Annotated in this window: 16 protein-coding genes; 9 read left to right on the top strand and 7 right to left on the bottom strand. The window is 66.7% G+C overall.

Features of this window, described 5'->3' with window-relative positions:
• Positions 1 to 112: 112 nt before the first annotated feature.
• Complete coding sequence (locus M673_RS04955; protein ID WP_061974101.1) at positions 113 to 430, top strand: antibiotic biosynthesis monooxygenase family protein; 318 nt, start codon at positions 113 to 115, stop codon at positions 428 to 430.
• A 137-nt stretch (positions 431 to 567) separates the two neighbouring features.
• Entirely contained in the window at positions 568 to 1,977 is a 1,410-nt protein-coding gene (locus M673_RS04950; RefSeq protein ID WP_061974098.1) for an MFS transporter, read from the top strand.
• A 27-nt stretch (positions 1,978 to 2,004) separates the two neighbouring features.
• Here M673_RS04950 and M673_RS04945 read toward each other — a convergent pair whose 3' ends face one another.
• Entirely contained in the window at positions 2,005 to 3,183 is a 1,179-nt protein-coding gene (locus M673_RS04945; RefSeq protein ID WP_061974096.1) for an NAD-dependent epimerase/dehydratase family protein, read from the bottom strand.
• A gap of 123 nt (positions 3,184 to 3,306) precedes the next feature.
• Here M673_RS04945 and M673_RS04940 point away from each other — a divergent pair, with 123 nt between their 5' ends.
• From M673_RS04940 to M673_RS04920, 5 genes are all read left to right on the top strand, one after another.
• Positions 3,307 to 4,353: a glycosyltransferase family 4 protein gene (locus tag M673_RS04940; RefSeq protein WP_061974094.1), complete on the top strand. Its 1,047-nt coding sequence runs from the start codon at positions 3,307 to 3,309 to the stop codon at positions 4,351 to 4,353.
• 139 nt (positions 4,354 to 4,492) lie between these two features.
• On the top strand, positions 4,493 to 5,557 hold the full coding sequence (locus M673_RS04935) for a GlxA family transcriptional regulator (protein WP_244493084.1): 1,065 nt from the start codon (positions 4,493 to 4,495) through the stop codon (positions 5,555 to 5,557).
• A 260-nt stretch (positions 5,558 to 5,817) separates the two neighbouring features.
• The gene (locus M673_RS04930; protein ID WP_244493085.1) at positions 5,818 to 7,056 is read left to right on the top strand and encodes a quaternary amine ABC transporter ATP-binding protein; all 1,239 of its coding nucleotides are present in this window, start codon (positions 5,818 to 5,820) and stop codon (positions 7,054 to 7,056) included.
• Complete coding sequence (locus tag M673_RS04925) at positions 6,954 to 7,814, top strand: ABC transporter permease (RefSeq protein ID WP_061974090.1); 861 nt, start codon at positions 6,954 to 6,956, stop codon at positions 7,812 to 7,814. The genes M673_RS04930 and M673_RS04925 overlap by 103 nt, the downstream gene beginning before the upstream one ends.
• A 55-nt stretch (positions 7,815 to 7,869) precedes the next feature.
• Positions 7,870 to 8,709 (top strand): glycine betaine ABC transporter substrate-binding protein, encoded by an 840-nt coding sequence (locus M673_RS04920; protein WP_061974088.1) that lies wholly within the window; start codon positions 7,870 to 7,872, stop codon positions 8,707 to 8,709.
• Positions 8,710 to 8,965: 256 nt separating this feature from the next.
• Here M673_RS04920 and M673_RS25210 read toward each other — a convergent pair whose 3' ends face one another.
• The 3 genes from M673_RS25210 to M673_RS04905 form a co-directional block, all read right to left on the bottom strand.
• Positions 8,966 to 10,090 (bottom strand): globin-coupled sensor protein, encoded by a 1,125-nt coding sequence (locus M673_RS25210; RefSeq protein ID WP_061974086.1) that lies wholly within the window; start codon positions 10,088 to 10,090, stop codon positions 8,966 to 8,968.
• 136 nt (positions 10,091 to 10,226) lie between these two features.
• Complete coding sequence (locus M673_RS04910) at positions 10,227 to 10,505, bottom strand: hypothetical protein (RefSeq protein ID WP_061974084.1); 279 nt, start codon at positions 10,503 to 10,505, stop codon at positions 10,227 to 10,229.
• Positions 10,506 to 10,675: 170 nt separating this feature from the next.
• Positions 10,676 to 12,586, bottom strand: coding sequence for a potassium transporter Kup (locus M673_RS04905; protein ID WP_061974082.1), 1,911 nt, complete (start codon positions 12,584 to 12,586; stop codon positions 10,676 to 10,678).
• Between the two features lie 568 nt (positions 12,587 to 13,154).
• On the opposite strand from M673_RS04905, the gene M673_RS23550 reads away from it, so the two are divergent.
• Positions 13,155 to 13,331 (top strand): DUF2934 domain-containing protein, encoded by a 177-nt coding sequence (locus tag M673_RS23550; protein WP_082639179.1) that lies wholly within the window; start codon positions 13,155 to 13,157, stop codon positions 13,329 to 13,331.
• A gap of 84 nt (positions 13,332 to 13,415) precedes the next feature.
• Positions 13,416 to 13,667 carry a DUF2171 domain-containing protein gene (locus M673_RS04900; RefSeq protein WP_061974080.1) on the top strand — a complete coding sequence of 84 codons (252 nt, stop codon included), beginning with the start codon at positions 13,416 to 13,418 and terminating at the stop codon, positions 13,665 to 13,667.
• Between the two features lie 137 nt (positions 13,668 to 13,804).
• Here the strand turns inward: M673_RS04900 and M673_RS04895 are convergent, their stop codons facing one another.
• From M673_RS04895 to M673_RS04885, 3 genes are read right to left on the bottom strand one after another with little or no spacing between them, the layout of a single operon-like run.
• Positions 13,805 to 15,124 carry a lipopolysaccharide biosynthesis protein gene (locus tag M673_RS04895; RefSeq protein WP_061974077.1) on the bottom strand — a complete coding sequence of 440 codons (1,320 nt, stop codon included), beginning with the start codon at positions 15,122 to 15,124 and terminating at the stop codon, positions 13,805 to 13,807.
• A gap of 12 nt (positions 15,125 to 15,136) precedes the next feature.
• Positions 15,137 to 16,144 carry a glycosyltransferase gene (locus tag M673_RS04890; RefSeq protein ID WP_061974075.1) on the bottom strand — a complete coding sequence of 336 codons (1,008 nt, stop codon included), beginning with the start codon at positions 16,142 to 16,144 and terminating at the stop codon, positions 15,137 to 15,139.
• A gap of 32 nt (positions 16,145 to 16,176) precedes the next feature.
• On the bottom strand, positions 16,177 to 17,217 hold the full coding sequence (locus M673_RS04885) for a glycosyltransferase (protein WP_061974073.1): 1,041 nt from the start codon (positions 17,215 to 17,217) through the stop codon (positions 16,177 to 16,179).
• Positions 17,218 to 17,348: the final 131 nt, after the last annotated feature.

The raw sequence follows: 17,348 nt of genomic DNA, 5'->3' as shown, positions 1-17,348 counted from the left end.
GGGTTACGGAAGACTTGATTCGCCTCACGATCGCGCGAGGCGCGCCCGCCCTTGGGCTTCCCCGCGCCCTCCCCTATGTTCCCAGCGCAACCAGAAAGCCGGAGGCCCTTCCATGTTCATCGCCATGAACCGCTTCAAGGTCATCAAGGAGGCGGCGGAGGATTTCGAGACGCTCTGGAAGAGCCGCGAATCGCATCTCACCACCGTTCCCGGCTTCGAGGAATTCCATCTCTTGAAAGGCCCGGAGCGCGAGGACCATCACCTTTATTCCTCGCACACGATCTGGGCGAGCCGCGAGGATTTCGAGGCCTGGACGCGCTCGGAAGCCTTCCGCGCCTCGCATCGGGGCGCCGGCGGCACCAAGCCGCTTTATCTCGGCCATCCCGAATTCGAGGGCTTCGACGTCATCCAGACCATTGCCCGCGACTGAAGGTCGGGGAAAGTCGGCTGAGGGGAAAGAGGACGCGACCGGGGAAAAGCTGGCGAAACTCTTAATGCTGGCTTATCTCGAGCAGGCTCCCGGCCGCGACACCCGCGACCGGCCGGACGCCTCCTCGGATCGTTTTCATGCAGCCTCTCGACGGACTTGCCCAACCCCAGCGCACGCTCGCCTTCGCGACCGTCGCGCTGACGCTTTTCGTCGCCGTGCTCGACGGCGCGATCGCCAACATCGCCCTGCCGCCCATCACGCAGAGCCTCGGCATTCGGCCGGTGGACGCGATCTGGGTGGTGAACGCCTATCAGCTCGCCGTCACCATGATGCTGCTGCCGCTCGCCAAGCTCGGCGAAGTGGTCGGCTACAAGCGCGTCTATCTCTGCGGGCTGGCGCTGTTCACGCTCGCCTCCGGCCTTTGCGCGGTCGCCGATTCGCTGGGAATGCTGATCTTCGCCCGCGCCGTCCAGGGCCTTGGCGCCGCCGGCATCATGAGCGTCAACATCGCGCTCGTGCGCTTCATCTTTCCGCGTGCCCAGCTTGGCCGGGCGGTCGGCAACGTCGCCGTGATCGTCGGCGTGTCCGCCGCCACGGGGCCGACCATCGCGGGTCTGATCCTCGCCGTCGCGCCCTGGCAGGCGCTGTTCCTGGTCAACGTGCCGGTGGGCCTTCTCGCGCTTCTGGTCGGCGCGCGGACCCTGCCCGTCACGCCCGCCTCGGGCGAGCGGTTCGACTTCAAGAGCGCGGCCCTGAGCGCGGCGACCTTCGGTCTCGTGATCTCGGGCGTCAACGCGCTCGGCCATTCCGAAGGGCTGGTGCTGGCACTCGGCCAGATCGCGGCGGGGCTTGCGATCGGCACGGTCTTCGTGCGCTCGCAGCTGCGCCTGTCGGCGCCCATCCTGCCGGTGGATCTCCTGGCGCGGCCGATCTTCGCCCTTTCGGCCCTGACCTCCGTCCTGTCCTTTTCCGCGCAGATGCTGGCCTTCGTCGCGCTGCCCTTCTTCCTGCACGACACGCTGGGACGCAGCGCCTCGGAAACGGGTCTTCTGATGACGCCCTGGCCGATCGCCACCGCGCTCGCCGCCTTCGTGTCGGGCCGCGTGTCGGATCATCTGCGCGAGCCCGGCCGCCTCGCCGCCGTCGGCCTCGCGGTCTTCTCGGCGGGCCTCCTGTCGCTGGCGCTCCTGCCGGCGCAGCCCGCCGATCTCGATCTGGTCTGGCGCCTCGTCGTCGCGGGCCTTGGCTTTGGAATGTTTCAGGCGCCCAACAACAAGATCCTCGTTACCAGCGCCCCGCGCGAGCGCGCCGGTGGGGCGAGCGGCATCCAATCCACCGCGCGTCTCGTCGGCCAGTCCATGGGCGTGGCGCTTCTTGCGGTGATCTTCGGCCTCGCGCCCGACCATGCGATCGGCGCGGCGCTGGGTCTCGCGACCGTGCTCGCCGCCATCGGCGTGGTGCCGAGCGCCCTGCGCAGGGTGGAGCAGGAGCCCGACGCCCCTTCGGAGCCCCTGCCCGCCGCCACTGCTCGCAACCCCGCCGAATAGGTCCGGCGGGCGGACCCGATCGACGCCCTATTCGGCGGCGATCGGCTTCACCCAGAGGCTGGAGCACACGATGCGGCTCGTGTCGCAGCGGTCGCGATGCTTTTCGGCGACGCGCACCACCTCGTCGAGGAGCCCGTCCGACAGGCGCGTCGGCTCCAGACCCAGCTTGATCAGCGTGTCGTTGGCGACCACGAGATCGTTCTCGGCCATTTCCTTGCGCGGATTGTCGCGATGCTCCACCGGCGCGCCGGTCATGCGCGACACCATCTCGGCGAGGTCGCTGACGCGGTGTGTCTCGGTCATCTGGTTCATGATGCGCACCCGCTCGCCCCGCTCGGGCGCAGAGCGCAGCGCCAGTCCGATGCAGCGCACCGTGTCGCGAATATGGATGAAGGCGCGCGTCTGCCCACCCGAACCGTGGACAGTGAGCGGATGGCCGATCGCGGCTTGGCAGAGGAAGCGGTTGAGCACCGTTCCGTAGTCGCCGTCATAATCGAAACGGTTGACGAGGCGCTCGTCGAGATCGGTCTCCGGCGTCGAGGTGCCCCAGACGATGCCCTGGTGCAGATCGGTGATCTTCAGCCCGTCGTTCTTGGCGTAGTACTGGAACAGGAGCTGATCCAGCGTCTTGGTCATGTGGTAGATCGAGCCGGGGTCCACGGGATAAAGGATCTCGACATTGGCCTCCTGGCCGGCCGAGCGCAGGGTCGCCTCGATATAGCCTTCCGGGATCGTCATGCCCTTGGTCTTGCCGTAGCCATAGACGCCCATCGTGCCGAGATGCACGAGATGGGCCTCCGGGCAGGCCTCGACCATGGCGCAGAGCACCGCGCTGGTCGCGTTGACATTGTTGTCCACGGTGTAGCGCTTGTGCCAGGGCGACTTCATGGAATAGGGCGCGGCGCGCTGCTCGGCGAAATGCACGATCGCGTCCGGCTGCACGCGGGCGAACAGCGCCTCCAGCCGGTCGTAGTCCTTGGCGACGTCGAGCTCCACGAACTCGATCGGCGAGTTGCGCGTTTCGCGCCAAGCCTGGAGCCGCTCGGCCATGGGCCGGATCGGCGTCAGGCTCTGCACGCCCAGTTCCTCGTCGGTTCGCCGGCGAACCATATTGTCCACGATCGTCACGTCGTGGCCTTCGGCCGAAAGATGAAGCGAGGTGGCCCACCCGCAGAATCCGTCGCCTCCTAGAACGATTACCTTCATGACCGGAACACCTCGAACATTTTTCCCGCATGCATCTTGACGGTGCTATCTGGCGCAAGCTCTAGCATTGCGTAGGTCCGAGAGAAACGGACCGAAACTTTCTCGGGACCAAAAGAGCGCGACATGCGTATTCTCATTGCTTCTGATGCCGCCCCGCCGCAGATCAACGGCGTGGTCCGGGTTCTCGACACCACGGCCGACTGGCTGAGGCGTTTCGGTCACGAGGTCCGGCTGGTCGGCCCGGCGGACTTTTCCGCCAGCCTGCCCGCCCCGGGCTATCCCGAGGTGCGCCTGGCCCTGACGCTCGGCCGCACGCTCGGCCGCATTATCGAGGATTTCCAGCCCGACACGATCCACATTCCGGTTGAGGGCACCATCGGCCTTGCCGCCCGCCACTATTGCCGGCGGCGCGGCATTCCCTTCACCACGTCCTTCCATACCCGCTTCGGCGACTATTTCGAGAAGCGCCTCGGCGTCGGCTCGCCGCTGGCCTACGGGTTCCAGCGCTGGTTCCACAATGGCGGCAACGGCATCATGGTGCAGACCGAGACGCTGGAGCACGAACTGGCGGAGCGGGGCTATCGCAACATCCGCCGCTGGGGCCGGGCGGTGGACACCGAGCTCTTCACTCCCTGCCGTTTGGAACCGGGCTTCGACCCGGATTTTTTACGCCTGCCGCGCCCGATCTTCCTTTATCTCGGCCGCATCTCGCCGGAAAAGAATCTCGACGCCTTCCTCGGCCTCGACCTGCCGGGCTCCAAGGTCCTGGTGGGCGACGGGCCGGCGATGGAGGGCTTGAAGAGCCGCTATCCCAAGGCGCATTTCCTCGGGCGCCGCACCGGGCGCGCGCTGGCCGAGCATTTCTCGGCGGCCGACGTCTTCGTTTTCCCCTCGCGCTTCGAGACCTTCGGTCTCGTGGTTCTGGAATCGCTCGCCTGCGGAACACCGGTGGCGGCCCTTCCCGTGCCCGGTCCGATGGACATCGTGGGCGGCACGCCTCACGCCGTCCTGTCGGAGGATCTGCGCAGCGCCGCGCTCCAGGCGTTGGAGATCGACCGCGCCGGCTGCCGTCGCCATGCCGAGACCTATTCCTGGGAGCAATGCTCGCGCGAGTTCGAAAGCAATCTCGTGCCCATCCCGCCCTCCGTCTGGCAGCGGCTCGCGGCCTGAGCCGCTTGGGGGAGGCCCGCCCCGGCGGGTCACCCCTCTCATCTGCCTGCAAGCGCCGGGAGGCGGACGAAACACTTGGCGCTTGCCGCAATTTTCGCCATGATGCTTGCGTTAGCATGGTGAAAAGGGAGATCGCCTCGTGAACCGCTTGTCCGCCGGCCGCGCCTCCACGCCCGAAACGCCGGCCCTGAAGGTCGGCTTCGTTCTCGCGCACAATTTCACCCTGTCGGCGCTTTCCCTCTTCGTGGACGCGCTGCGCCTCGCCGGCGACGAAGGCGATCGCTCTCGCCCGATCCGCTGCGGCTGGAGCGTCATGGCCGCGCGGCCCGAGCCGGTGCGATCGTCCTGCGGCGTGCAGGTGTCGCGCACGGCGCCGCTCACCGACCCCCGTCAGTTCGACTATATCGTCGTGGTCGGCGGCCTGCTCCATGCCGGCGACCAGATGGAAGACGCCGCCGTCACCTACCTGCGTTCGGCCGCCAGCGCGGGCGTGCCGCTCGTCGGCGTCTGCACCGGCTCCTTCGTACTGGCGCGCGCCGGCCTGATGCGGGGGCGGCGCTGCTGCGTCTCGTGGTATCACCATGCCGATTTCGAGGCGGAGTTTTCCGACATCGTGCCGGATGCCGACCAGCTCTTCGTGGTGGACCGCGACCGCATCACCTGTGCCGGCGGCTCGGGCGTCGCCGATCTCGCAGCCTTCCTGATCGAACGCCATGTCGGCGCCTCGGCCGCGCAGAAGAGCCTGCACGTGCTCCAGTTGCAGAACCGGCGGCAGGGCAGCGACGCCCAGCCTCATGCGGCAACCGGCTCGTCCGGCGGCGACGACCGCGTGCGCCGCGCCATTCTCCTGATGGAGCAGCACATGGCCGAGCCGCTTTCGGTAGAAACCATCGCGATGCGCCTGCAGCTTTCCTCGCGCCAGCTGGAGCGCCTGTTCCAGGAAACGCTCGCCGTCAGCCCCGCGGTCGCCTATCGCCAGTTGCGCCTGGGCTATGCCAAGCGCCTCCTGCAGACGACGCGCAAGAGCGTCACCGATATCGCGGTGGAGGCCGGTTTCTGCGACGGCGCGCATTTCGCCCGCCAGTTCCGCGCCCATTTCGGCATTGCCCCGCGCGACATGCGCGCGCCCGATACGCCCCTGATGGCCGGCGCGCATCCGGCGGCCTCGATCGACGCGCCTATGCCGCCGATGCCGCGCATCTGAACAGGGCCTAACAAATAGTCATCACGAATAAAGAGATGTCGGCTTTCTACAGGTGAATGTCTGGATCGACATCGTAACCCCGTCGCACTCTCGTCACGATCCCTCCATCGCCATTTGGAGCCGTTCTTAGAAAGGATCGGCTTTCCGCGACGGAGGACGGTTCGATCACGCAAGTCCCCTCTCCCCCCGCTACGGAGCGCATTCGCGTTTCCGACATCGTAAAGCTCTTCGGCGACCGTGAGAAAGCTGCGCTCGCCCGGTTGAACGAGGGCGCGAGCAAGGCCGAAATCCTGGCCGAGACCGGCTCGGTGCTGGGGCTCGACCGCGTGAGCTTTTCCGTCAACGAGGGGGAAATCCTCGTCGTCATGGGCCTGTCGGGCTCCGGCAAGTCCACCATGCTGCGCTGCCTGAACCGGCTGGTGGAGCCCACCGCCGGCTCCATCCGGGTCGACGGGACCGAGGTCACCAGCCTTTCCACCAAGGCTTTGCGCGAATTTCGCCGCGAGACCTTCGGCATGGTGTTCCAGCACTTCGCGCTGTTTCCCAACCGCACCATCGCCGAGAATGTCGAGTACGGCCTGGAAATCCAGGGGTTGGACCGCAAGACGCGCCGCGAGCGCGCGCTGGAGGCAATCGAGCTGGTCGGCCTCAAGGGCTGGGACAGCAAGGTGCCGCGCCAGCTGTCGGGCGGCATGCAGCAGCGGGCGGGTCTGGCTCGCGCGCTTTGCGCCGACGCCGGCATTCTCCTGATGGACGAGGCCTTCTCGGCGCTCGACCCGCTGATCCGCCGCGACATGCAGAACGAGCTTCGCGCGCTGCAGCGCAAGCTGCGCAAAACCATCGTCTTCGTCAGCCACGATCTCGACGAGGCCATTCATCTGGGCGGCCGCATCGTCCTGATGAAGGACGGCGCCATCGCACAGAGCGGCACGGCGGAGGAAATCCTGCTCGATCCGCAGGGCGAATATGTCCGGCGCTTCGTGGAGCATATCGACGTGTCCTCCGTGGTGACGCTCGGTCGCCTCGTGCGCCCGCAGCCGCGCCTCTTCGAGGGCGCGGCGGCCGAGGACGCCTGGCCGCTGGTCGAGCCACGCGGCGGCAGGGCGGAGGACATTTTCGTCGTCACCTGCGAGCGCGACATGCCGGTCGGGCGCATCGACCGGAACCGGCTCACCGCGCCCGCCTCGCGCGGCCAGCGGCTCGACCGGCTGATGGATGGCGGCATCGCCCGCGCCCCGGCCGGCACCGTTCTAAAAAGCGTTCTCCCGCTTCTGGCCAGCGAGCCGCACGGCATCGCGGTGGTGGACGACGACAACCGCTTTCTTGGCCTTCTCACCCGCGAAACCGCCCTGCGCGCCCTGTCGGGCCAGCGGCCGAACGAGGAAAGGGATACCGCATGGAATGGCTCCTCACCGACGATGGAAGCATCCGCAAATTCCCTCTGGACGACATCTCCAGCAACGCCCTCGATTGGCTCACCCTCCATCTCTCGTCACTGACGCGCGGCCTTTCGGCCTTCGTCGCGGCGTGGATTCAGACCGGCACGGAGCTTCTTCTCTTCATACCGCCCTGGCTCCTGATCGTGGCGCTGGCGGGCGGCGCGTTTCTGCTAGCCGGGCGGCGCGTCGGGCTGCTGGCGCTTATCGGCTTCCTGTTCCTCTGGAACCTCCGGCTCTGGGGCGCGACGGTCGAGACGCTGGTTCTCGTCACGCTCTCGACGCTTGCCGCGCTGCTGGTCGGCTTGCCGATCGGCATCGGCTGCGCCCTGTCGGAGCGCGCCTGGAAAACCGTGTCGCCTGCGCTCGACATGATGCAGACCATGCCGAGCTTCGTTTATCTCATTCCGGCCATTCCGTTCTTCGGGCTCGGCTCGGTTTCGGCGGTGTTCGCCACGGTCATCTTCTCCATGCCGCCGGTGATCCGCCTGACGGCGCTCGGCATTCGCGGCGTGCCGCATGACCTGACGGAGGCGGCCGACGCCTTCGGCACCTCGCCCGTCCAGAAGCTCGTGAAGGTGCAGCTGCCGCTCGCCCTGCCCACGATCATGGCCGGCATCAACCAGACCATCATGCTCGGCCTGTCCATGGTGGTGATCGCCTCCATGATCGGCGCCGGCGGCCTCGGCCGCGAAGTCTGGCGCTCGATCCAACGGCTCGACGCGGGTTCGGGCTTTCAGGCCGGCATCGCGATCGTCATCCTCGCAGTGGTGCTCGACCGCGTCACCCAGGCCATGGCGCGCCGCACGCGCCCGGCCTGACCCCTTCTCCTCTTTTCGCAAGTCCCCTTTTCCTCTCGACGGAGTTCCGAGACCCATGCTGAAGATCCTGACAGCCGCCGCTCTCGCCTCAAGCCTCATGACGGGCCTAGCCTCGGCCGCGGAGAAGAAGGTGAACCTCGCCTATGTCGAATGGTCCGACGCGGTGGTCGCGACCAATCTCCTGGCCGAGACCCTGAAGGGCAAAGGCTACGACGTCACGCTGACGCCGCTGCCGGCCGCCGCCATGTGGCAGGCCGTCGCCACCGGCGAGGCGGACGCAATGGTCGCCGCCTGGCTGCCCGCCACGCATGCGGCCTATTACGCCAAGCTGAAGGACCAGATCGATCTCGTCGGCCCCAACGTCCAGGGCGCCAAGATCGGTTGGGCCGTTCCCGCCTATGTCGACATCGCCTCGGTCGAGGACCTGAAGACCAAGGGCAGCGAGGTCGGCAACAAGGTGATCGGCATCGACCCCGGCGCCGGGCTGATGCAGGCCTCGGAAAAGGCCATCAAGGACTACGACCTCTCCTCCGTCAATCTGGTGGACGGTTCCGACGCCACGATGACCGCCGCGCTGAAGGACGCGATCGACCGCAAGGAGCCGATCGTCGTCACCACTTGGACGCCGCATTGGATGTTCGGCCGCTGGGACCTGAAATATCTCGCCGACCCCAAGGGCTCCTTCGGCGGCGAGGAAACGGTGAACACGGTCGCCCGCAAGGGTCTCGCAGCGGACATGCCGGAGGTTCACAAGATCCTGACCAACTTCAAGCTCTCGCTCGACGACGAGCAGAAGCTGATGCTGCAGAACGAGCAGAAGGGCACCGATCCCGCCGCCACCGCCAAGGCCTGGATCGCCGCCAACCCGGACAAGGTCGCGGCCTGGACCAAGTAGGCTGAAGCCCTCTTCGCGGCGCCGGCGCCCCGTTTGGAGCACGGCGTCGATTGGGCGACAAACCTCGAACGAAGGTTTGACTAAGCAGGGCTGGCCGAAAGGCCGGCCCTGTTTTGTCTCGACCCCCCTCGCTTCGAAGGCAGCGGAGAGACGGTGCGGCTAGCCATGAAACCCCAGCCGTCCGATGCGCTCAGCCGAAACGGAAGACCGGGAAACCCCGCACTCCCGACCCCGGCGTCGCGACCCTGCGGCTTCGTCAGGCCGCCTTGCGCAGGCGCGGCGCCGCCCGTTCGCTCTGCTTGGCGCTCAACTGCTGGCCTGTCCGGTCGAGATGGTTGATCGCCTGGCTGATCTGCTCGGCGCCGATCGACTGTTCGCGGCAGGCGGCGGAGATTTCCGAGACGAGCTCTGCCGTGCGGCGGATATCGGGGACCAGGGCGCGCAGGGCGCCGCCCGCTTCTTCAGAGACTTCCAGCGAGCGGGCGGACAGCTCGCCGATCTCGCCGGCCGCGATCGTCACGCGCTCGGCCAGCTTCCGCACCTCCGAGGCGACCACCGCGAAGCCCTTGCCGTGCGATCCCGCGCGCGCCGCTTCGATCGCGGCGTTGAGGGCCAGAAGATCGGTCTGGCGCGCGATTTCCTGAATGACCTGGATCTTGCCGGCAATGGTGCGCGTCGCCTCCACCGCCTTGCCCACGGCATCGCCGCCGCGATCGGCGTTCATCGACGCCTGGCCGGCGATCTTTTCCGTGGTGGTGGCGTTGTCCGCGTTCTGGCGGATATTGGCGGTCATCTCTTCCATGGCGGCCGAGGCGTCGCCGAGCGCGCGCGCCTGTTCGCTCGCCACATGCTCGCGCTCGGATTCCATGCGCGTCTTGTCGGCGGCGAGCGCCTCCAGATAGGTCGACACGCCATAGTCCATGTCGAGAATGGCGACCTTGACCAGAAGGCCGAGGACAGCGGCCGCCTCGTCCACCTTACCCCGCCGCAGGAGGCCGCCGGCCAGGAGACGCGGCAGCATGACCTTGATCGCCTCTTCCAGGATCAGCGCATAGCCGCCGAGATACCAGCGCGGCTCCAGCCCGATCCGCGCATGGGTACGGCCGATGCGCTCCACGTCTCCGACATAGCTGTCGTCGATCTGGCCGCTCGCGATCTTGGCCCAATGCTTGTTCTGGGAGGTTTCGGCGCTCTGGCGCATGCCTTCGTTGGCGAAGAAGGCCTGAAGCTCCGGCACCTTCACCATCTGCTCGTAAAAAGCCGTGATGCCGCTCGCCGTCGCTTCGCTGATCAGTTCCGCCTTGGACCCGATCTTCTGAAGCGCTGCCTCGTCGAGCTGCAAAAACTCGAGACGATTCAGAAGATCGATGCGGGCGGTCATGATTTGGCTCTCCCTGGTGACCAGAGAAGATTAGCCCACAACAAATTGCGAAACGGTTAGATTTTTAAGCAATGTGAGGCGGCCAACAAAACTTGTCGTTGCACCCCCCAATCTGCGGGCGGAAACCTTGCGCTTGTCAGGCCGCCGAGGCGGCCTTGCGCTTGGGGGCAGCTTTCGCAACCTTGGTGGACGACTTGGCTGTCTTGCGCTTGGGCGCGGCGGCCGCAATCTGCTCGGCCAGCACGGTAGCCTCTGCTTCCTGGGCGAGGCGCATGGCCTTGAGGCGAGCGGTCTTCTCGTCGCGCGCCTTGGTTTCGGCACGGATCAGCGTCAGCGCGGTTCCCTTCTCCGAACGGTTCGCGATGTCGCCAAGACGCGTGTTTTCACGCTGTTGGGTCGAGGTTTGCGCGTCCATGGAAGTGCCCCTGTCTGGCCGGAACCCGCGCTTGGCCGCATCATGCGGCTGTGGCGTCCGGCGGCGCGGCCAGAGAAGACCGCGTCAGAATTCACATAGGGCAGGCACGCCAAACAACGAGTGCGACGAGGCGTCCCGCCATGCGGCGGGACCCCTCTGAGGCCGGACAGCTAAAGCGTGACGTAGGTGCCGAGTTCCACCACGCGGTTGGCCGGGATGCGGTAATAGTCGATCGCATCGTAGGAATGGCGCGCCATCTTGATGAAGAGCTGGCTTTGCCAGCGCGGCATGTCGCTGCGCGCCGCCGCCTTGATGCGCCGCCGGCCAACGAAGAACGTGGTCGACATGACGTCGAACTTCACGCCGAGCTCGCGCAGCTGGATCAGCGCCTGCAGGAGATTGGGCTCGTCCAGGAAGCCGTAATGCAGCTCGACGCGCGCGAAGGCGGGCGAAAGCGGATGGTAGGTCAGCCGGTCCGCCGAGGAGACATAGGGCACGTCGGCAGTGCGGATCGTGACGATGACGTTCTTCTCGTGCAGGACGCGATTGTGCTTGAGGTTGTGCAGAAGCGCGGAGGGCACCGTCTCGGGCGTCGAGGTCAAATACATCGCCGTGCCGGAGACGTGGGTGACGGAGGAGGTCTCCATCGCCTTGATGAAGGTCTCCAACGAGAGGTTCTGCTGCTGGGCCTTGGTGTTGAGAAGCCGCGTGCCCCGCACCCAGATGGCCATCAGCACCATGATGCAGCCGCCGATCACCAGCGGCAGGTAGCCGCCGTCCGCGAGCTTCAGGAGATTGGCCGCCAGGAAGGCGCTGTCGATCGCGATAAGGGGCGTGACCACGAGGACGGCAAGCCCGAGGCCCCAGCCCCAGCCATAGGCGAAGACGACGATGCCGAGCAGGCTCGTGATGATCATCGTGCCGGTGACGGCGATGCCGTAGGCTGCGGCCAGCGAGGACGAGTCCTGGAAGAAGACGATCAGGATCACCACGCCCACCAGCATCAGCCAGTTGACGGTCGGCAGATAGATCTGCCCGCGCTCGGATTCGGATGTGTGCTCGATCTGGAGGCGCGGCAGGAGGCCGAGCTGGATCGCCTGCTGGGTCAGCGAGAAGGCGCCGGTGATGACAGCCTGGCCGGCGATGATCGTGGCGAGCGTGGCGAGGATCACCAGCGGCAGCCGGAACCAGTCAGGCGCCGACAGGAAGAAGAGATTGGGCAGGGCCTCGGCATTGTTGAGCGCGAAGGCGCCCTGGCCGAGATAGTTGAGGATCAGCGCGGGACCGACGAAGCCGAGCCAGGCGATGCGGATCGGCCGCTTTCCGAAATGGCCCATGTCGGCATAGAGCGCCTCGGCGCCGGTGACGGCAAGGAACACCGAGCCGAGGACCGTGAAGCCGAGAATGCCGTGCGAGGTCATGAACCAGAACCCGTTGACCGGGTTCAGGGCATGGAGGATCTGCGGCGCGTCGCCGATATGGGACAGGCCCATCAGCGCCAGCGTGACGAACCAGACCGCCATGATCGGCCCGAAGAACACCGCGACCTTGGCCGTTCCGAAGGACTGCACGGCATAGAGGCCGATGATGATGGCGAGCGCGATCGGCACGATATAGGGATCGAGCCCCGGCGTCGTGACCTTGAGGCCCTCCACCGCCGATAGAACCGAGACGGCCGGGGTCAGGATGGCGTCGCCGTAGAACAGCGCGGCGCCGATCATGCCGAGCGTCAGGATCACGCGGTTGGGCCGCTTCAAGGCTGTCTGCGCCAGCGCCATGAGCGATAGCGCCCCACCCTCGCCCTGGTTGTCGGCGCGCAGGACCAGCATCACGTATTTCACCGTGACGACGATCACCAGCGACCAGACCAGCAGCGACACGATGCCGATGATCTCGGACGCAGAGGGAACGCCGCCGACATGCAGCAGCGATTCCTTCATCGCGTAGAGGGGACTTGTCCCGATATCGCCGTAAACGACACCGATGCTGCCGAGGACGACGACGGGCAGGCTCTTGCGCGCGTGACCGTCATGGCCGTGCGCTGTCGTCTCGGCCGTGGAGGCCGCTTCGCCGCTGATCATTCCTCTGACGAGGCCTCCGGTGGAATGGACATCATGGAGCAGAAAAGCGCAGCGCCGACTTCCGGGCGACCTGGAGCGGCCGCGACCACAGTTCCATGGAAGAAGAGCTGCGGGTGGAACACGCCCGAACTCCGACGATAAGATCGCGTGCGTCTAACACGGAACGCAGACAAGGCAAAGGGCGACGCCGTCGCGGCCCTTCGCAACCCTTTGAAGCACCGGAGATAAGCCTGCCTGACCAACCGGCCGGACGGCTCCGATGCAGTGGCTCGTGCCTACGCCTCGCGCCGTTTCGTCTCCCGCGATCTCGGCAAGCCTCCATCCGCTCTCATCTTTAGCCGCACAAAGGAAGGCACAGGCCCGGAACATGTTCGGGTGCTATCCCGCCCTCGTCTCGTCCTCACGCCAATAAAATTAGCGATCATATGACGTTCGTGACTGTTCGTGAGGGTTACAGGGGATATGTCTTAAGGGAAGACCTGCTCATGCGCCTCCCCCGCTCCGTTCCCGTAGAGACCGGTTGCGAGGTCGACGCGAAGGGATTGGCGGGGACGAAGGCGAGGATCACATGACGACAGCATCCGACAGGGACCAAGAAATCCGCAATCTGGCTTATTTCCTCTGGGAAAAGGCGGGACGCCCGACCGGCAAGGAGCACGACTTCTGGGCCGAGGCGGCACGCACGGTCGAGGGCGAGGAGCCGTTCGAGGCGCCTGTGCGCGAAAATCGATTCGTGGCGCGCTGATTAGCGATTCGAAAGATCGACCTCGGGCATGCATCCCGATCGCGCCTGGCGCGTTTCCCTGATCCAACCGCAGGGAAAGAAGCTATGCTCGATCGGATCAAGGAACATATGGAAGTGATCGGCGCGGACGGCGTGCATGTGGGCACGGTCGACCGCGTCGTGGGCGATCGCATCAAGCTGACCAAGAAGGACAGCGGCGAGGGCCATCACGAAGGCCATCACCACTTCATCTCGGGCGGCCTCGTGGCCGAGGTCGAGGGCGACAAGGTGCGCCTGTCCGCCAACGCCGATGTCGCCGTGACCTTCGAGGAAGAAGAGGACGGAAAGGCGGCCTGATCGCCTTCCCCCTCCCGATGGCCTCGAAGGCCGCCTGTTAAAAATCGGTGCATTCGCGAATCGAGCGGAAGACGGCGAACCTGTCTTCCGCTCGATTGGCATTTTGAGGGCCGATGGCCCATCCAGCCGAGAGTCGGTCAAGCCGAAGCGGCGTCCGCTTCGGAGACCACGGCGGTTTCGGCCCGCTTCGCCGGCTTGTCCTGCGCCACGAACGCCGCCGTCCAAAGCGCCAGCGCGAACAGGGCGTGGCTCGCGAGAAAGGCGATCACGAGCCCTTCGATCCCGTCCAACCGCGCGCCGAGCGCCATGACGATACCGAAGCCGAAGGCGGCGATCACCGAGAGAATGGCGCGCAGTCCCTGTCGCCCCGCCCCCGTCAGCGCGTCGGCGGCGGGATATTGAATGGCGATCAGCGGCAGGCTGAGGCCGAGCGCGGCAGTGATGCCGACCATGCTCTCGAAATCTCGCCCCAGGACATCGGGCGCGAACCAGCCGGCCAGCGCCACGGCGGCGCTGGCGGCGAGCCCCACCAGAAGCATTACCGGCATGACGCGCAGGGCGTAGCGCCGGCTGGCCCGGATGCCGCCTTTGCCGTGCACGAAGAAGTTGGGATAGGTCATTCGCGTGACGACCTGGATCGGAAACAGGCCGAGCGCCAGAACCCGAGACGCCGCGCCGTAGATGCCGACGCTGGCCGCGTCCGCGAAGCGGCTGAGCACGATCCGGTCGAGGCTCCCCTGCGAGGAGCGCGAGGCCTGGTTGACGCAAAAGGCGAAGCCCGCCTTCAGGTCGGCGGTCAGCAGCACCGGTTTCGGCCGGCCATAAAGGCCGATGGCGAGCGCGACATAGACCAGCGTCGTCGCCACGGACTGGATGAACGCCGCCCAGATCCAGCCGCCGAGATCGGAGCGCCCGAGCGCGAGAAAGAAGACCGCCGCCGTCAGCAGCCGGATCGAGGCCGTGGCGAAGCGGATGGCGCCGGCGCGCACGGTGTGCCGATGGGCCACCATGATGAGCTCCAGCGAGGCCGCCGCTCGGCCGACCAGGATCTCGCCGCCGATCACCAGCGCGACCGGTAGGAACCCGAGCGGCGTGCCCATGAGATCGCGCGCCACGAAGACGCCGCCCAGCACAACCGGCGGCAGCGTCAGCACGGTCAGGATCAGAAGATTTCCGAACAGGGCGGGAAAGCGCGCCGGCTCATGCGCGACGCCGCGCACCAGAAGATCCGCCCCGCCCAGACCCACCAGCTCGACGCTGAGCACCGAAACCGCCAGAAGCGCGGTGTAGACGCCGAACGGCTCCAGCCCCAGGCTGCGCGCCGTCAGCGCGAAGGCGACGAGTTGCACGCCGAGCGCCGACACCGTGGGAAGCAGCGTGCCGGCGAAGGTCAGAAGGCGGAAGCGCTTTTCCAGCTGCGCCGCCAGCGGGCCGAGCCGCTGCTTCAGCGCCCGCATCGCGCTTGCCCCTCAGCCGCAGGCATGGTCGTTCTCGTGGGCAGGCGGGCCGCCCGGCTTGGCAGCGGCAGCGTCTGCGGGCTTCGGCCGCGCGTATTCCACGAAGACGCCCCCCAGATGCGCCTTGAAGCGCCCACGCACCTTGTCCATCTCCAAGAGCCAGCCGAGAAACGGCGATTCGGGCTCGCGCCGCAGCAGCGGATAGATCGCGAGGCGCGCGGTGAGCCCCAGCGTCTTGGCCAGCGAGCGCCGGGGTCCGGCATCGAGGCTTTCCCAGCGCACGGCATGATTGCCGACGCGGAAGCGGCGCTGGCGCATCCATTTGAGCGAAGCGCGCGAAGGCGGCACCTCCTCGTAGACGAAGGCCTCCTCAGACCACGCCATGGGCAAGCCGGCATAGAAGAGGCGGCGGAAGAACACCGTGTCGCCGCCGCCGCTGAGGCCGAAGGCCTCGTCGAAGAAGGGGCGCGGAACGGAGCCGGCGGCATCGAGGTCGATCAGGAAATTGCAGGTGCAGAAGACGAAGGGCTTGCCTTCGAGAAACTGCTTCTGCACCGACCAGTAGCGGGCGTAGCGCTCAAGACGCGCGGCGTCTTCGGGAAAGACGGGGCGCACCGGCCCGCCGACCACGGCCGCCCCCTCCTCCGCCTGCCGGCGCAGGAGCGCGGCGAGCCAGTCGGGCGAGGGCCATTCGTCGTCGTCGATCATCGCCACGAAGCGCACGCGCAGCTTTTCCGCCTCGTCGAACACGGCGTTGCGCGCGGCCGAAATGCCGGGATGGGCCTCGATGCGATAGCGCAGGTCCAGCCCCGTGCGGCTGGCGAAGGCGCCCATGGCGAGCCCCACGGCCGGGTCCTGCCCGTCATTGTCGACCACGATGATCGTCGGGCGCTCGGGCAGCGCCTTGGCGCTCTCCGCGATGTGGTCGAGCAGACGCAGGAGGGAGTCGAGGCGCTTGTAGGTGCACAGGCCGACGGCGAGCCCGCTTCGAGCCGAGGCGGTGGAAGACGGGGCGTTCATGGGCGATTCCGTTGCAGGAGGCGGGGAGGCCATCAGCGATAGGTCTGCGCGTGCAGGGCGCCGACCCGGGCGGGGTCGTAGGCCGACAGATCCACCGATGCGCCGGGCGAGAGCGCGCCCTCGTGAATCAAGGCGCGGATCGGCTCCTCGACCGTGTCGTCGAAGACCCGCACCCAGGGCGGCCCGATCTCGCGCGCAAGGGCGGCGATGCTGCCGAGATTGGGCGCGATCACCGGCACGTCGAGCGACAGCGAGGCGAAGACGCTGCCCGAGTTCAGGATGTTGCGGTAGTTCAGAACGTTGATGTCGACGCAGCCGAGGATCGAGGCGTATTCGTCGTTTTCCAAGGGCTTGGGCGCGTAGACGATGCGCTCGTCACCCCCGATCGCGGCGCGGATCTGCCCGTCCAGCACCTCGTCGTAGCAATGGCCGGCGATCAGGAGACGGTGCTCGGGCAGCAAGACGCGCCGCGCGATCTCGATCAGCTCGATCAGCCCCTTGTAAGGGCGCACCGTGCCGATGGAGCCCAGCACCAGCGCGTCTTCCGGCAGGCCGAGCTGGCGGCGCTGCTCGGCGCGCGGGCGCCGGCTGGTGTAGATGCTGCGATAATGCGGGTGCGGAATGACGTCGAACCGCGCCTGAGCAAGGCTCGGCCAGGCGGCCTGCACCTGCGGAATGGAGTCGGCGCTGAGCGCCACGACCCGGTCCACCAGCGGCGTCGTTTCCTCGCGCCAATGGCGCCAGGCCTTTGGAAAGCGATCCGTCAGCCGATCGTGCGGCACGACATTGTGCGCCGTCCACACGAAATGTCCACCGCGCGCGCGCAGCCGCTCCATGCCCCGCGTGAAGATCTTCAGCCAGCCAAGGGCCAGTTCGTCGACATAGCGATAGGGCCGGCGGTGAAACAGCACCTCCAGCATCTGGACGTGGACCGCGGCGATCTCGCGGCCCATGAGCCCGTCGCGCAGCAACCGGAAATCCGCCGCCTCGACACCGCTTTCCGCCAAGCCCTGGCGAACCAGGGTGACGTAGTCGTTCCGGGCCATGTTTCCCGGAAACATGCTGATCTTCATGCGCCATCATACCCTTGGAGCGAGAAGCGCCCCGCCGCGCCCATCGCGCATTCGGCGGGGCAAAACCGCCGGTTCTTGGCCCTGTTCATGACATTGCTGCGGCGCAACGGCAAACGGTTGACTTTTATCTT

Source organism: Aureimonas sp. AU20 (genome assembly GCF_001442755.1).
Taxonomy (GTDB): domain Bacteria; phylum Pseudomonadota; class Alphaproteobacteria; order Rhizobiales; family Rhizobiaceae; genus Aureimonas.
The sequence above is the reverse complement of the archived record's forward strand: the minus strand, read 5'-3'. Positions and strand labels throughout refer to the sequence as shown.

Bases quoted from the DNA above. Each gene is read 5' to 3' on its own strand.
- M673_RS04955 (WP_061974101.1), top strand. From the start codon at position 113: ATGTTCATCGCCATGAACCGCTTCAAGGTCATCAAGGAGGCGGCGGAG.
- M673_RS04950 (WP_061974098.1), top strand. From the start codon at position 568: ATGCAGCCTCTCGACGGACTTGCCCAACCCCAGCGCACGCTCGCCTTC.
- M673_RS04945 (WP_061974096.1), bottom strand. From the start codon at position 3,183: ATGAAGGTAATCGTTCTAGGAGGCGACGGATTCTGCGGGTGGGCCACC.
- M673_RS04940 (WP_061974094.1), top strand. From the start codon at position 3,307: ATGCGTATTCTCATTGCTTCTGATGCCGCCCCGCCGCAGATCAACGGC.
- M673_RS04925 (WP_061974090.1), top strand. From the start codon at position 6,954: ATGGAATGGCTCCTCACCGACGATGGAAGCATCCGCAAATTCCCTCTG.
- M673_RS04920 (WP_061974088.1), top strand. From the start codon at position 7,870: ATGCTGAAGATCCTGACAGCCGCCGCTCTCGCCTCAAGCCTCATGACG.
- M673_RS25210 (WP_061974086.1), bottom strand. From the start codon at position 10,090: ATGACCGCCCGCATCGATCTTCTGAATCGTCTCGAGTTTTTGCAGCTC.
- M673_RS04910 (WP_061974084.1), bottom strand. From the start codon at position 10,505: ATGGACGCGCAAACCTCGACCCAACAGCGTGAAAACACGCGTCTTGGC.
- M673_RS04905 (WP_061974082.1), bottom strand. From the start codon at position 12,586: ATGATCAGCGGCGAAGCGGCCTCCACGGCCGAGACGACAGCGCACGGC.
- M673_RS23550 (WP_082639179.1), top strand. From the start codon at position 13,155: ATGACGACAGCATCCGACAGGGACCAAGAAATCCGCAATCTGGCTTAT.
- M673_RS04900 (WP_061974080.1), top strand. From the start codon at position 13,416: ATGCTCGATCGGATCAAGGAACATATGGAAGTGATCGGCGCGGACGGC.
- M673_RS04895 (WP_061974077.1), bottom strand. From the start codon at position 15,124: ATGCGGGCGCTGAAGCAGCGGCTCGGCCCGCTGGCGGCGCAGCTGGAA.
- M673_RS04890 (WP_061974075.1), bottom strand. From the start codon at position 16,144: ATGAACGCCCCGTCTTCCACCGCCTCGGCTCGAAGCGGGCTCGCCGTC.
- M673_RS04885 (WP_061974073.1), bottom strand. From the start codon at position 17,217: ATGAAGATCAGCATGTTTCCGGGAAACATGGCCCGGAACGACTACGTC.